General features: G+C 59.1%; 14 protein-coding genes. 12 read left to right on the forward strand and 2 right to left on the reverse strand.

What is annotated here, in order from left to right:
* The first annotated feature begins 50 nt into the window (after positions 1–50).
* The 8 genes from ACYP2A_RS08940 (at position 51) to ACYP2A_RS08975 (ending at position 9,149) form a co-directional block, all read left to right on the forward strand.
* Positions 51–1,280, forward strand: coding sequence for an aromatic ring-hydroxylating oxygenase subunit alpha (locus ACYP2A_RS08940; RefSeq protein WP_459744499.1), 1,230 nt, complete (start codon positions 51–53; stop codon positions 1,278–1,280).
* 175 nt (positions 1,281–1,455) lie between these two features.
* A complete protein-coding gene (proV, locus tag ACYP2A_RS08945) occupies positions 1,456–2,628 on the forward strand; it encodes a glycine betaine/L-proline ABC transporter ATP-binding protein ProV (RefSeq protein ID WP_459744500.1) in 1,173 nt (390 codons plus the stop codon).
* A 33-nt stretch (positions 2,629–2,661) separates the two neighbouring features.
* Positions 2,662–3,615 carry a glycine betaine/L-proline ABC transporter permease ProW gene (gene proW, locus ACYP2A_RS08950; protein WP_459744502.1) on the forward strand — a complete coding sequence of 318 codons (954 nt, stop codon included), beginning with the start codon at positions 2,662–2,664 and terminating at the stop codon, positions 3,613–3,615.
* Between the two features lie 60 nt (positions 3,616–3,675).
* Entirely contained in the window at positions 3,676–4,695 is a 1,020-nt protein-coding gene (proX, locus tag ACYP2A_RS08955; protein WP_459744504.1) for a glycine betaine/L-proline ABC transporter substrate-binding protein ProX, read from the forward strand.
* 35 nt (positions 4,696–4,730) lie between these two features.
* On the forward strand, positions 4,731–6,062 hold the full coding sequence (gene dddP, locus ACYP2A_RS08960; RefSeq protein WP_459744506.1) for a dimethylsulfonioproprionate lyase DddP: 1,332 nt from the start codon (positions 4,731–4,733) through the stop codon (positions 6,060–6,062).
* 29 nt (positions 6,063–6,091) lie between these two features.
* The gene (locus ACYP2A_RS08965) at positions 6,092–7,105 is read left to right on the forward strand and encodes a GlxA family transcriptional regulator (protein ID WP_459744624.1); all 1,014 of its coding nucleotides are present in this window, start codon (positions 6,092–6,094) and stop codon (positions 7,103–7,105) included.
* Positions 7,095–7,808, forward strand: coding sequence for a GntR family transcriptional regulator (locus ACYP2A_RS08970; RefSeq protein WP_459744508.1), 714 nt, complete (start codon positions 7,095–7,097; stop codon positions 7,806–7,808). Before ACYP2A_RS08965 ends, ACYP2A_RS08970 begins: the two co-directional genes overlap by 11 nt.
* Before the next feature lie 12 nt (positions 7,809–7,820).
* Entirely contained in the window at positions 7,821–9,149 is a 1,329-nt protein-coding gene (locus tag ACYP2A_RS08975) for an MFS transporter (RefSeq protein ID WP_459744510.1), read from the forward strand.
* Positions 9,150–9,157: 8 nt separating this feature from the next.
* Here the strand turns inward: ACYP2A_RS08975 and ACYP2A_RS08980 are convergent, their stop codons facing one another.
* Both ACYP2A_RS08980 and ACYP2A_RS08985 read right to left on the reverse strand, forming a co-directional pair.
* Entirely contained in the window at positions 9,158–10,105 is a 948-nt protein-coding gene (locus ACYP2A_RS08980; RefSeq protein WP_459744511.1) for a LysR substrate-binding domain-containing protein, read from the reverse strand.
* Positions 10,106–10,228: 123 nt separating this feature from the next.
* Positions 10,229–10,519: a hypothetical protein gene (locus ACYP2A_RS08985; protein ID WP_459744513.1), complete on the reverse strand. Its 291-nt coding sequence runs from the start codon at positions 10,517–10,519 to the stop codon at positions 10,229–10,231.
* Positions 10,520–10,885: 366 nt separating this feature from the next.
* Between ACYP2A_RS08985 and ACYP2A_RS08990 the strand changes: the two genes are divergently transcribed.
* The 4 genes from ACYP2A_RS08990 (at position 10,886) to ACYP2A_RS09005 (ending at position 13,669) form a co-directional block, all read left to right on the forward strand.
* The gene (locus ACYP2A_RS08990) at positions 10,886–11,263 is read left to right on the forward strand and encodes a topoisomerase DNA-binding C4 zinc finger domain-containing protein (protein WP_459744626.1); all 378 of its coding nucleotides are present in this window, start codon (positions 10,886–10,888) and stop codon (positions 11,261–11,263) included.
* Positions 11,260–12,189 carry a helix-turn-helix domain-containing protein gene (locus tag ACYP2A_RS08995; protein ID WP_459744515.1) on the forward strand — a complete coding sequence of 310 codons (930 nt, stop codon included), beginning with the start codon at positions 11,260–11,262 and terminating at the stop codon, positions 12,187–12,189. Before ACYP2A_RS08990 ends, ACYP2A_RS08995 begins: the two co-directional genes overlap by 4 nt.
* A gap of 103 nt (positions 12,190–12,292) precedes the next feature.
* Positions 12,293–13,177: an arginase family protein gene (locus ACYP2A_RS09000; protein ID WP_459744517.1), complete on the forward strand. Its 885-nt coding sequence runs from the start codon at positions 12,293–12,295 to the stop codon at positions 13,175–13,177.
* A 30-nt stretch (positions 13,178–13,207) separates the two neighbouring features.
* Positions 13,208–13,669 carry a hypothetical protein gene (locus tag ACYP2A_RS09005; RefSeq protein WP_459744518.1) on the forward strand — a complete coding sequence of 154 codons (462 nt, stop codon included), beginning with the start codon at positions 13,208–13,210 and terminating at the stop codon, positions 13,667–13,669.
* Positions 13,670–13,677: the final 8 nt, after the last annotated feature.

Genomic DNA, 13,677 nt, shown 5'->3' on the forward strand with positions numbered 1-13,677 from the left:
TGCCCGTTTGCCCAGACAAGCCCCCCTGTGTTTAGGAGTGCATATAAGAAATGTCCAACACCACCGATGTATTAGGCTTGATCAAACAACGCAAGGCGCAACATGGCTTGCCGGGCGCCGCTTATAACGACCCTGCGGTGTACCAACAAGACCTTGAGCAAATCTGGCACCGTGAATGGATTTTTGCCGGGCACACTTTCGAACTGGAAAAGCCTGGCCAATACATCACCTTGCAAGTGGGTACTTATCCGGTCGTGGTGATTCGTGGCAAAGATGGCGTGGTTCGGGCTTTTCATAACGCCTGCCGCCATCGCGGCTCCAAAGTCTGCACGCAAGACAAAGGTAAAGTGGCAAAAATGGTCTGCCCTTATCACAAGTGGACCTTCGAGCTGGACGGCAAGTTACTGTATGCCGGCAACATGGGGCCAGACTTCAATGCCGCCGAGCACGGTTTGAAGCCTGCGCATTGCGAAGTGGTACACAGCTATATCTATGTGTGCGTCGCACCAACGGCCCCGGACTTCGAGAAGTTTCGCAGTGCCGTATCACCGTTCATTGGTCCGCACTATCTGGAAGACTGCAAAGTCGCCTTCGAGGCCCACCTGGTCGAGAAAGGCAACTGGAAGCTGGTGTTCGAGAACAACCGCGAGTGCTACCACTGCGACGGTACTCACCCGGAACTGCTCAACTCGTACGTCGAGAACGTCTCGGTGCAAGGGCTGGGCGGCGAAGAAGACCTGGAGCTGACCGCGCACTGGGACAGCTGCGAAGCCGCAGGCCTGGCCAGCCGGATCAATATGGACCCGAATGGCCAGTTCCGCATGACGCGCATCCCGCTCAGCAAGGGCGCGAGCAGCTACACCATGGACGGTCAGCCGGCCGTGACCAAGCGGCTGGACCGCAGCGGTGTGAATAACATCGGCGCGCTGTTGTACTTCAACTACCCGTCGACCTGGAACCATTTCCTCGGCGACCACGCCCTGAGCTTCCGCGTACTGCCACAAGGCCCGGACCAGACCGTAGTGACCACCAAATGGCTGGTGCACAAGGACGCCGTCGAAGGCGTGGATTACGACATCGAACGCCTGACCAAAGTGTGGATCGCCACCAATGACCAGGACCGTCAACTGGTCGAAGGCACCCAGGTCGGCGTGACATCGCCGGCTTACCAGCCCGGCCCTTACTCGCCGCTGGTGGAAAACGGCGTGTGCCAGTTCGTCGACTGGTACAGTGAACTGATGATCCGCCGTCTGAGCGAAGCGTCCAGCCGGATCGTTTGAGCCAGCGCCACAACAACAAGAAACATCCCTGCATCACCGGCCGCACAAGAACGATAACGGTGTGCAGTCAATTCACGTTCGATTTGAACGACTGCCAATGGAATTGAGCGTGCATCGATCCTGAAAAATCGATGCATCTTTTAATCATTGGTCATAACGATAAGAAGAGGGTCGTATGAGCCATGCGGATGAAATTCTTTCGGTAAACAATATATTCAAGGTGTTCGGCCCCAACCCGAACATGGCCATGGAGATGCTGCGCAACGGCGCCGACAAGAACGAAATATTCAGCAAGACCGGCCATGTGGTCGGCGTATTCGACGCCAGTTTTTCGGTCAAGCGCGGCGAGATCTTCGTCATCATGGGCCTGTCCGGTTCCGGCAAGTCGACCATGGTGCGGCTGTTCAACCGACTGATCGAACCGACCTCGGGCAGCATCCACCTCAATGGCCGCGAAATCACCGGTCTGTCCGATAAAGAGTTGCTAGATGTCCGGCGCAAGGACATGGGCATGGTGTTCCAGTCCTTTGCCCTGATGCCGCATATGAGCGTGCTGGAAAACACCGCCTTTGGCCTGGAAATCTCCGGCGTCTCCGAAAAGGAACGTCATCGCCGCGCCAGCGAAGCCTTGAGCCAGGTCGGCCTGGCCGGGCATGAGCACAGCTATCCGCATCAACTCTCCGGCGGTATGCAGCAACGTGTTGGACTGGCTCGCGCCCTGACCAACGACCCGACGATTCTGCTGATGGACGAGGCGTTTTCGGCCCTCGACCCGCTGATTCGCCACGAAATGCAGGGCGAGCTGATTCGCCTGCAGGCCGAGCAACAGCGCACGATCATTTTCATCTCGCACGACATCGAAGAAGCCATCCGCATCGGCCATCGCATCGCGATCATGGAAGGCGGCCGAGTGGTGCAGATCGGTACGCCGCAAGAACTGATCAACCAGCCGGCCAACGATTACGTGCGCACCTTCTTCAAGGGTTTTGACAGCTCACGGGTACTCAAAGCCGGTGATGTGGCGCGTCTCGACCCGGAGCTGGTTTGCCGGGTCAATGGCAAGCCGGCGCAATTCAAGGCTGGCGGCTCCTACGGTTATCTGGTCGATGAAAAGGGTTTGCTGCTGGGTGTGGTCGACACCGACACCTCAGGTGGCGTGCTCACGACAGTCGCCGGGACCAGCCACGATTTGCACAAGCAGCATCCGGTGTACACCGATACGCCGCTGGATGAAGTGCTGAACATCGTTGCGAAACTGCCCTACCCGGTTCCGGTGCTGGACCGTGCCGGCACGCTCAAGGGCACGATTTCCAAGAATCAGCTGCTGCAAACCCTGAGCCGCCACTAAGCCCCTGCTGCCAGAAAAAGAGGTCGCCCCACCATGTCTGAATTCAGTCTTCTCGACCCGTTCCAGTCCGCCACTATTCCGTTGGGCGACTGGGTAGAAAGCATCCTTAATTACCTGGTGCACAACTTTCGCGATGTGTTTCGTGCCATTCGCTGGCCCATCGATCAGGTACTCAATGGCATCGAGTACATCCTGCAAAGCATTCCGCCGAGCATCGGCATCTTGCTTTCGACGCTGCTGGGCTGGCAACTGGCAGGCAAGCGCATGGCGCTGCTGTCGTTTGTCACGCTGACATTACTGGGCCTGATCGGCGTGTGGTCGGAGTCGATGACCACCCTGTCACTGGTGCTCACGGCGGTGTTCTTCTGCGCGGTGATCGGTATTCCGCTGGGCATTCTGTGTGCCCGCAGCGACCGCCTGGAAAAGGTCGTACGGCCCATGCTCGATGCCATGCAGACCTTGCCGGCCTTCGTCTATCTGGTGCCGGTGGTGATGCTGTTCGGCATCGGCAACGTGCCCGGCGTACTGGTCACGATCGTGTTTGCCCTGCCGCCGCTGGTGCGTCTGACCAACCTCGGGATTCGCCAGGTGCCGGAAGACAAGATCGAAGCCGCCCGCGCTTTCGGCTGCACGCCGTGGCAGATGCTCAAGCGCGTGCAATTGCCGCTGGCGACCTCGACCATCATGGCCGGCCTGAACCAGACCTTGATGCTGTCGCTGTCGATGGTGGTCATCGCCTCGATGATCTCGGTCGGCGGTCTGGGCCAGATGGTCCTGCGCGGCATCGGCCGCCTGGACATGGGCCTGGCCACCGTGGGCGGCGTCGGCCTGGTGCTGCTGGCAATTTTCCTCGACCGCCTGACCCAGGCCATGGGCGAGCGCACCGGCGCCGACCCGAGCCTGCGTTGGTACCAGACTGGCCCAGTGGGTTTCGTCCTGCGTGCCTGTGGCGCGAAACACCCTGCAGGGCGGCGCAAGACCGCCTGAGCACCCCCCTTTCTTGATCTGCCGTACTTGAAGATAAAAACCAGAAGAAGGTATGCAACGATGAACAAGACGCAACTCGCTCGTAGTTTTGTGCAATGCGCGACCGCGCTGTCGCTGACCATGGCCGCCCTGTACGCCTCGGCGTCGGCGGAAAAACCGGGGAACGGCGTCAAGGTCACGCCGATCTTCCCGCCGATTGCCGAAGAGCGCTTCCGTGGCGAGGTGGCCATGGAGGGCCTGCGCGAACTGGGCTACAAGGTCCAGGAACCCAAGGAAACCGAATACGCAGTGATGATGGTCGCACTGGCCAACGGGGATGCCGACTTTACCGTGCACTTATGGAACACCCTGCACGACACCTTCTATCAGAAAGCCGGCGGCGACAGCACGCTCGTCAAGGCCGGCGATGTGCTGCCGGGTGTGCTGCAGGGTTACCTGATCGACAAGAAAACCGCTGAACAATACAACATCAAGTACATCACCGACCTGCAAAAGCCCGAAATCGCCAAGCTGTTTGACGTGGACGGCGACGGCAAGGCCGACCTCACCGGCTGCAACCCTGGCTGGGGCTGCGAGTTGACCATCGACCACCACATGAAAGCCTATGGCCTGGAAAAGACCGTCAACGTCAACCGCGGTTCGTACTTCGCGCTGATGGCCGACACCATTACCCGCTACAAGGGCGGCCAGCCGGTGCTGTATTACACCTGGGTACCGCAGTGGATCTCCGGTGTGCTGGTCGAAGGCAAGGATGTGGTCTGGCTTGAAGTGCCCAAGACAGATCTGCCCGGCGGCAAGAACGACGTAGACACGATGTACAAGGGCAAGAACCTGGGCTTTGCCGTCGACAAGGTGGTCGCCGTGCTGAACAAGGATTTCGCCGAAAAGAACCCGGCAGCCCTGAAGTTTCTGTCGCAGGTTCAGCTCAGCGCCGATGACGAAAGCGCGCAAAACCTGAAGATGCAGCAAGGCGAGAACAAGGCCCGCGATGTCACCCGCCACGCCAAGGAATGGGTCGCCGCCCACCGTGCTCAGTTCGACCAGTGGCTGCAAGCCTCGCGTGACGCGGCGAAGCAGTAAGGCCGTAGAACATAATAACGACAGGATGCCCAACCATGATGACGTCACCCTTTTCCATCCCGCAGCATGCCCGGCGTATCGATCCGGGCCGGCGCAAACCCGACGGTTCGCTGGACGACAACGACCGTGTCGAAATCGGACCTACGCCCCTGGCCTTCGCCGAATGGGCGCAACTGGGCTTGCAGGCGCCGCATTTGCCGAGCATGCGTGAATACCGCCTGCAACGCATTCGTGAGCAACTGATTGCGCGTGATCTGGGCGGCATCCTGTTGTTTGACCCGTTGAACATCCGCTACGCCACCGACACCACCAATATGCAGCTGTGGACCACCCACAACCCGGCCCGGGCGTGCTTCGTTGCCGCCAGCGGCCATGTAGTGCTGTGGGACTTTCATGGCTGCGACCACCTTTCTGCACACCTGCCGCTGGTCAGCGAACTGCGCAGTGGTGCGTCATTTTTCTATTTCGAAACCGCCGACCGCACCGATGAGCATGCAAAGCGCTTCACGGCTCAGGTCGATGAACTGCTGCGCAAGCATGCCGGCAGCAATCGCCGCCTGGCGGTAGACCGCATCGAAGTCGCCGGGCTGCGTGCGCTGGACGCGTTGGGCGTCGAGATCCACAACGGCCAGGAAGTCACCGAGTTTGCCCGACTGATCAAAGGCCCCGACGAGATCCTTGCGATGCGTTGCGCAGTGGCCTCCTGCGAAGCGTCAGTGGCTGAAATGCGCTTGGCGATGCGTGCCGGCGCGACCGAAAACGATGTCTGGGCCGCCCTGCACGCGGGCAATATCCGCCGTGGCGGCGAGTGGATCGAAACCCGCATTCTCAGCTCCGGGCCACGCACCAACCCATGGTTCCAGGAGTCCGGCCCGCGTGTGCTCAGCGATGGTGACCTGTTGTCGTTCGACACCGACCTGATCGGCGTTTACGGCACTTGTGTCGACATGTCGCGCAGCTGGATTTGTGGCGATCTGGAACCCACGGCCGAACAGAAGCGTTTGTACCGCATCGCCCATGAGCACGTGACCACCAACATCGAAATGGTCAAACCCGGCGTGCGCTTTACCGAACTGACTGCCAGGAGTCACCGCCTGCCGGAAAGCTGCCGCGCCCAGCGCTACGGCGTGATGTTTCACGGTGTCGGCCTTTGCGACGAATACCCGAGCATTCGTTACCCGGAAGATCTTGAGTCGTATGGTTATGAAGGCGAACTGCAAGCGGGCATGGCGCTGTGCGTCGAGGCCTATGTCGGCGAGGTGGGTGGGCGCGACGGCATCAAGCTGGAGAATCAGTTGCTGGTAACCGAGAGCGGCTATGAGCTGTTGACCCACTACCCGTTCGAGCAAAGCTTTTTGCGCGACTAGCCTCTTTACCCCCTGCGGCGTACGACATGATGGATACACTTTCGAAAGGCTTCAGCCAGGCATTCCAGCCACGCAACCTGACCCACTTGTCGACGCCGCCCCGGCCGCACAAAACCTCACGCATCGGTTTTCTGTTGCTGGATAACTTCTCGCTGCCCTGCTTCACCCAGTCGCTGGATGTGTTGATGACCGCCAACCTGATCCGGCCCGGCTCAGTCAAGGTGCACACCTTCAGCCATAAGCACGCTGAGGTGATGAGCGATCTGGCGATCCCGATCCGCCCCGACACGCCATTGACCGATATTCGCCTGGCCGACCTCGACCTGCTGCTGGTGTGTGGTGGCTTGCGCACCCCGCGCACGGTGCCGGAATGGCTGGTAAACCTGCTGAAAAAGCTGGCCGACTGGCCAATGTCGCTGGGCGGTCTGTGGAATGGCGCCTGGTATCTGGGCAGGGCCGGCCTGCTCGACGGTTATCGCTGTGCGATTCATGCCGAGCAGCGCATTGCCTTGTCGGAGCGCTCGCCCAACGCCAATGTGACCCTGGAACGCCTGGTCTTCGACCGCGACCGTATTACCGCCGCCACACCCGCCGGCGCGTTTGAGGTCATGACCCAATGGCTGGGCAAGGCCTGCGACCCCAAACTGGCCGAGGCCGTGGTCGAATTGCTCGACTACGACCAGACCCGCTTTCGCAGCCCTCAGATCACGCACCGGCAGAAGCTGAGCAAGCCGTTGCGCGAGCTGATCAGCCTGATGGAGTCCAACCTTGAAGAACCGCTGGAGCCCGAACGGCTTGCCGGTTATGCCGAGCTGTCGAAACGGCAGATCCAGCGGCTGTTTCGCGAGCAACTGGCTACCACCCCGCAAAAGTACTACTTGCAGTTGAGAATCACCGAAGCGCGCAGGTTGATCCAGAACTCCAGCCTGTCGATTCTGGATGTAGCGATTGCTTGTGGGTTCGTTTCCGGCAGTCATTTCAGCAAGTGCTACAGCGATTTTTTCGGCCACCCGCCGTCGCATGAAGTCCGGCATGAAATCTGAAAAAACTGACAAAGCTGAGAAAACTGAAAAAGGGCAAATGATCGATACGCTGTGGCGTAAAATCTGCACCCTTGAATTAGCGCCCGGCGAGACGATCAATGAACAAAGCTTGTGCAATGAGTCCGGCTTTTCACGCTCAAAGGTGCGTGATGTCCTGCTGCAGATGGCCGCTGATGGCGCGCTGTATCTGGAAGCCAACCGCGCCCCCAGAGTCACGGTGATCACTCACGACACCTTGCGACATTTTTTCGAGGCGGCACCGCTTGTGTACATGGCAGCCGTGCGACTCGCGAGCGCATGCGCCACTCAACAAGACATCAAGCGCTTGCGAGACATCGAAGCACAACTGCAAAAATCGGCCGATAAAAAAAGCGCACCGTCCAACTCAATCCTCAATAGCGCCTTTTACTCGCATATTGGCCAGATGGCCGCCAACCACTATCTGATGCCAGGCCTGAACCGCTTGCTGATCGATCATGCGCGCCTGGGCAAACTGTTTGAACAAGAACAGTCTGCCCATACAGTGCGAGCCCATGTTCACGCCGACTGCCAATACTACAAAAACATCATCGAGGCGTTCGAGCAACGAGACGCAGAGTCTGCGGTGGCGGGCCTGCGCGCCCATCTGCACACACTGCGTGGACGGATGACCCTCGATAGCACCTCATGGCTCATGCCCACTGCCAAAAACAACACTCTTTGAATGGAGACCCTGATGGCAAGTTCTGATATTTCGGTAGAAGACGTACCGCTCAACCCGTTTCACCAGCTTCTTACCTGGCGCTCCGGTGGCGGCGCGTTTGTCGATGGTTATGTGCTGTGCATCATTGGCGTGGTACTGGGGCATATTTCTGCCGCTCTGGCGCTGGATCACTTCTGGGAAGGCATGATTGCCGCGTCCTCATTGATCGGGGTGTTCTTCGGCGGTTTTTTCGGTGGCTGGATCAGTAATCGCATAGGCCGCAAAAAGACCTTCTTCATTGGCCCGGTGCTGTTTATCACCGCCTCCGTTGCCCACCTGTGGGCAGATGCACCACTGGCCATCTTTGCCTTGCGCTTTGTCATAGGCTTTGCCGTGGGCATCGAGTACCCGGTTGCCACCTCGATGCTGGTCGAGTTCATGCCGCGCAAATACCGTGGGTCGCGGCTGGGCACCCTGGTTTTACTGTGGTTCGTCGGGGCGGCAACGGCCTACATTCTAGGAGAAGTGATCCTGCGCATTGCAGGGCCAGACGCCTGGCATTGGGTACTGGCCAGCTCGGCGCTGTTCGGGCTGATACTGCTGCTTGTCCGCCTGGGTACCCCGGAGTCGCCACGCTGGCTGCTCAGCAAGGGCCGCAGGCGCGAAGCAGAAGCGGTGATCAAACAGGTATACGGCCAGGATTTCAGCCTGGCCAACTTGCCGGAACAACAGGACGGGCCAGTGTTGTCGTTCACTGACCTGCTGCATTCGGGCTACGGCAAACGCATGCTGTTTATCGTCAGTTTCTGGACCTGCTCGATCATCCCGGTGTTTGCGGTGTATTCCTTTGCGCCCAAAGTACTGGCAGCGTTGAACCTCAAGGGCGACATCGCCGCCTTCGGCTCGGCACTGATCACGATATTCTTTGTTTTCGGCTGCCTGATCACCACCAGGATCATCAACAAGGTCAGCCGGCGCAGCATGCTGATCAACAGCTTCCTGTTTTCGGGCCTGGCGCTGCTGTGCCTGGGCCTGTTCAATGCCAGTTCCGGCATCGTGATTCTGCTGCTGTTCGCCGTTTATGCGCTGTTCATCGGCGGCGCACAGGTATTGGCACTGGTGTATCCGAACGAGATTTTCCCGACTGAAATCCGCACCCTGGCGGTCGGCGTGGGCACCTCGGTGTCGCGCATCGGCGCAGCGGTCGGCACTTATCTGGTGCCCTTGTCACTGGACGAGCTAGGGATCGCGCAGACCATGTACGTGGCCGCCGCGGTGTCGCTGGTCGGGCTGTTCACCGCATGGGCACTGGCCCCTGAAACCCGCTCGCTGAACCTGCAGCAAGCGGCTGCCTTGAACTGATAAAAACCTCAGATCTGAGTCAGGACCCAGTCCCTGAAACCACTCACAGCGGGAAGTTCGTCGATGTCGTCACGCACCGCCAGGTAGTGATGTGTCTGGGGCTGGGTCACCTCAAAGCCCACCAGGCGGATGAGCTTGCCCTGTGAGATCAATTCTTCGACCAGATGATGCCAGCCCAATACAACACCTTGATCGCGCAAGGCCATCTGGATCAGTATCGCGTAGTCATTGACGTGGATGATGCCGGGGGCAGCCGATGAGCGCTCACCCAGTTCAACGCCTTGCAGCGCAAACCAGATGCGCCAGTCGACGTATTCGGCCAGCGTTGCCCGGCCATAGGGGCTCAGGTTGAGCAGCGCCATGTCGCGCAACCCCTCAAGCGTCATGCCTTGGGGCACATTGCACAAATAACCCGGGCTGCATACCGGGTAAATCAATTCGCCGAACAGTTGAGTATTGACATAGCCTTCGCGGATTCGCGCCGACTGGGTGATGAACACGTCAGGTTTTACATCGGTTTCCATGTGCTGAAAGTCGTGTGTGGCGACGATGCTCAGCTCGATGTCCGGGTAGCGACTGGAAAAGTCCGGCAGCCGTGGCGCCAACCATAAGTTGGCGGTGCCCGGCGAACAGCAGATGGTCAAGGTCTGGCGCTGGAACTGCTGGCTGCGCAGACGATCGGCCGCCTGTGCGATGTTCATGAACGAGAGCTGCGCCACGTTGAAAAACATCGTACCGGCCGTGGTCAACGCGACCGCACGCCCGCTACGGACAAACAGTTCGGCGCCGAGAAAGTCTTCAAGCTCCTTGACCTGCCGGCTGATCGCCGCCGGCGTGACGCACAGCGAATCGGCGGCACGGGTAAAGCTCTGGCATTTGGCGGCCGCGACAAAAGACTTGACCGCCCGCAACGAAGGCATCTTGATTAACAACTGATCGGGTTCGGTCTTTTGCATCAGTTGTTCCCTTAATACGCGGAGTCTTTAAACGTCGCGCATGATAGGGGAGCCTTCCGCTGCCAGGCAATCGCAAAACCGCCGTTGTGTGTCGTAATAATCACCTACGTTTTTAGAGGCCCCCTACCTTTTCATTTGCTCTCGATACGCCTGCACCATCTCTTTACTGACATCTTCCTTGAAGCATAAAGGCGCATAGCCGCCAGCACGGTTGTAAGCGCTGCGTTTACCGCAACGGCTACCATTTCGGGCGGCGTTGTAGGGACATGGGCAGTTGCCCGAATAAGACGCGATGGAGTCATCGATCAGACGCTGAACGATGGTTGAATCGGAAACTCTGGTTTCTTTCGCGCCGACCGAAACGGCACACAGCAGTACTGAGAGGGCGATAAAACGGGTCGCAAAGGTTGTCATGGCCTTTCCCTGGTTCGACAGATGAACAATCCGGCGAACTTTTACCATGATATTATTGAGCCATCACTTATTTTCTGACAGCAGGTATTGAGCTTCTGCTGATACGCTTTCGCCCTGCAACCGCCCTGAAAAAAACCTTTCAAGAAAACGCCCATGTCACGAAAACGCTCTTACCGTCCCTCCCCCCTGCTTGAGTTCGTCAGTGCGCTGCCCTGGTGGCTGGGCCTTACGCTGGCCGTCGTTTCGGGGGTGTGGCTGCACTCACTGGCCACTGCACCTGTGACAGTTGATGCGCAGCGTATGGAGGTAACGTTGATCAGTGGCGTTATCAGGGGCGGCGCTTATTTTGCGCAGTTTTGTGTGCCGATGCTGTTGGTACTCGGCGCCATTGCCTCGTTTTTCAAACAGCGCAAGCGCCGACAACGGCGCGCTGAAAGCACGGTATCGAGCGTTGAGACGCAGGTTGCTCAACGGGAAGTTACGGCCTCTGCTCCCGAGGTTGTCGCGCAACCGGTCACCCCACAAGTGCCCAAGGCTAAGCCAAAGGTAAAAGCACAGCCGGCGCCGGCACCTGTAGAACCTGTTGCTCCGGCCTGCCCGCATTGCAAACAGACCATGGTGATGAGGGTGGCGCGCACAGGCGCCAACGCCGGTGGCAATTTCTGGGGCTGCGCAAGCTATCCGAAGTGTCGCGGTATCCGGGCGATCTTTGCGCCGTTGCCGTCGCAACGGGTACAGAAATGAACACCCTATTCCCCGTTGCGAACCTCGCCGCGAAGGAGCGTTACGAATACTGGCAGGATGTGGTCTGTGCCACTTACGGGCCGGTCACCAACAAACGCCTGAGCGATCAGCGCTTCGACGGCGCCCTGGAAGTACGCACCGTCGGCAACATGAGCTACAGCCGTATTCAGTCCATTCCTATCGAATATAACCGCCAGCACGCGGGCGAAGGCTGCGATCAATTTTTCCTGACCGTGACCCTCTGTGAAGAAACCTTTGTCTCGCAAGCGGGCCGCGACTCCCGGCAAGAGCTGGGCGATATGGTGCTGTATGACGGCGCGCAGCCGTATATCAACTCGTTTCCCAACGGCGACCACCAGATTGCGCTGGTCATCCCGCGCCCGCTGTTGCTCAGCCATATGCCCAAGGCCAATGATTTTCTCAGCCGCACCCTGTCGACGCAGTCGCCGCTGGGCCGGCTGGCCAACTCGATGATCATGGAAATGTGGCGCGCGCCCGCCTTGCCTGCCACGGCCAGCCAGCGGCTCAACAATTCGCTGCTGGATGTCATGGCCACCGCCTTCGAGACGGCCTTTGCCCGGCAGGAGAGTGCGGTAAAACCCCATCAGGTCTCGCAGTTGCAGCGCATCAAGGAATACCTGCTGGACAATCTGCACGACCCGCAACTGACCATCGACGCCATCGCCCAAGCCACGTTCGTGTCGTCGCGCACCCTGAACCGTTTGTTCGCCAGTGAAGGCACCACGGCGATTCGCTGGCTGTGGATGCAACGCCTGAGCGCCTGTCATCAAGCCCTGCTGAGCGGGCGTTTTGACCAGGTCACGGAGGCAGCGCTGTCATTCGGCTTTACCAATCTCTCGCATTTCAGCCACGCCTTCAAACGCGCCTATGGCGTCACTGCGCAGCAGCTGCTACGCGCCCGCTAATAGTGGCGCGCAGCGCACAACAATTGGCGGGCCGAACACAGCACCTGAAGCCTCTACGCATCACTCTTGCTCATCAATGACTTCGCCCGACAAGGCTTGAACCATGAGCACTACCGAATCGAAAACCCTGCGCCTGTTCTTCCCGCAATGGCAAGGCGGCAACAACCCGCCCTACCATTTTGGCGCGCAACTGCTGGCCTGGCTAGCGCCTGAACACGATGGCCCGAGCGAAGAGGTCCAGGTCGCGCAGCCTTCTGACACCCCGTTGAAAATAGAAGACGGCATCCGTGGCCGCAGCGCGCTGTTCGAGCAATACCTGGACGCCCGCCGCCTGATCGACAAACACAGCCCTGACCGGCTGGTGGTGCTGGGCGGCGACTGCCTGGTCGACCTTGCACCCTTCGCGTACTTGAACGAGCGCTACGACGGTGACTTGGCGGTGCTGTGGGTCGATGCGCACCCCGACGTCATGACCCCGGCCGATTACCCCAATGCCCACGCCCATGTGCTGGGCAACCTGCTGGGCCAGGGCGACGAGCAGTTCGCCAGCACCGTCAGCCGGCCGCTCAAGCCGCAAAACGTCATGTACGCCGGCCTCAAGGAAACCTCCGAGGGCGAGACAGCGTTTATCCAGCGCTTTGGCCTCAAACACGCCAGCCCTGCGGAGCTCGCCGACTCCAGCGCCCCGGTGCTGGAGTGGTTCAAGGCCACCGGCGCCCGACACCTGGCGATTCATTTGGACCTGGACGTGCTGGACCCTGCGCTGTTTCGCGCCTTGCTGTTCGCCAACCCGCAAACCCCCGGTGAGTGGGATCAGGTGCCGCAAGGCAAGATGAGTATCGATCAAGTGGTGCGACTGCTGGCCGATATAGCGACGGTGGCGGATGTGGTCGGGCTGGGCATTGCCGAGCATCTGCCGTGGGATGCACTGGCCCTGAAAAACATGCTGGCGAAACTGCCGCTGATTGGCTTGGCACACCGTGATTGATAACTACCTTGCTGTTTTAGAGACACCCTAATGAAAATCGACTCAGCCGATTACACCCCCGTCCTGCAACTGCAGGTTCCCAGCTCAGCCCCCGTTTCTGCGAGCGACAGCACGACCAGCGCCAGCGTTAGCGCTACGCCTGCCACGACCAAGGTTGATATCTCGAAAGAAGGCCAGGAAAAGCTGGAAAGCGAGAAGTATGCCGACATCGATAACGCGCCATTGCCAGAAGAGGTAAAGGAAGCGCTGAAGAACATTCGTAAGTTGCAGGAAAAAATCGCTCAGAAAAGCCAGGAGTTGATGGAAATTCTGAGCGACAAGACCTTGACCGACGACGAAATCAAACGCCAGCGGGAGATGCTGACGACCGAGATCAGAAGCATGCAGTCGGCGCTGGGGCAGGCCACCAATGCGCTGAACAATGCGATGAGCGCCAAGGGCATGGACAGCAAAAGCCGGGACTTGGCCAAAGGTTTGATTGGCATGAAATAAGCCCCACG

This window comes from Pseudomonas sp. 3A(2025) (genome assembly GCF_054589175.1).

Bases quoted from the DNA above. Each gene is read 5' to 3' on its own strand.
- ACYP2A_RS08940 (WP_459744499.1), top strand. From the start codon at position 51: ATGTCCAACACCACCGATGTATTAGGCTTGATCAAACAACGCAAGGCG.
- proV (WP_459744500.1), top strand. From the start codon at position 1,456: ATGAGCCATGCGGATGAAATTCTTTCGGTAAACAATATATTCAAGGTG.
- proW (WP_459744502.1), top strand. From the start codon at position 2,662: ATGTCTGAATTCAGTCTTCTCGACCCGTTCCAGTCCGCCACTATTCCG.
- proX (WP_459744504.1), top strand. From the start codon at position 3,676: ATGAACAAGACGCAACTCGCTCGTAGTTTTGTGCAATGCGCGACCGCG.
- dddP (WP_459744506.1), top strand. From the start codon at position 4,731: ATGATGACGTCACCCTTTTCCATCCCGCAGCATGCCCGGCGTATCGAT.
- ACYP2A_RS08965 (WP_459744624.1), top strand. From the start codon at position 6,092: ATGGATACACTTTCGAAAGGCTTCAGCCAGGCATTCCAGCCACGCAAC.
- ACYP2A_RS08970 (WP_459744508.1), top strand. From the start codon at position 7,095: ATGAAATCTGAAAAAACTGACAAAGCTGAGAAAACTGAAAAAGGGCAA.
- ACYP2A_RS08975 (WP_459744510.1), top strand. From the start codon at position 7,821: ATGGCAAGTTCTGATATTTCGGTAGAAGACGTACCGCTCAACCCGTTT.
- ACYP2A_RS08980 (WP_459744511.1), bottom strand. From the start codon at position 10,105: ATGCAAAAGACCGAACCCGATCAGTTGTTAATCAAGATGCCTTCGTTG.
- ACYP2A_RS08985 (WP_459744513.1), bottom strand. From the start codon at position 10,519: ATGACAACCTTTGCGACCCGTTTTATCGCCCTCTCAGTACTGCTGTGT.
- ACYP2A_RS08990 (WP_459744626.1), top strand. From the start codon at position 10,886: ATGCTGTTGGTACTCGGCGCCATTGCCTCGTTTTTCAAACAGCGCAAG.
- ACYP2A_RS08995 (WP_459744515.1), top strand. From the start codon at position 11,260: ATGAACACCCTATTCCCCGTTGCGAACCTCGCCGCGAAGGAGCGTTAC.
- ACYP2A_RS09000 (WP_459744517.1), top strand. From the start codon at position 12,293: ATGAGCACTACCGAATCGAAAACCCTGCGCCTGTTCTTCCCGCAATGG.
- ACYP2A_RS09005 (WP_459744518.1), top strand. From the start codon at position 13,208: ATGAAAATCGACTCAGCCGATTACACCCCCGTCCTGCAACTGCAGGTT.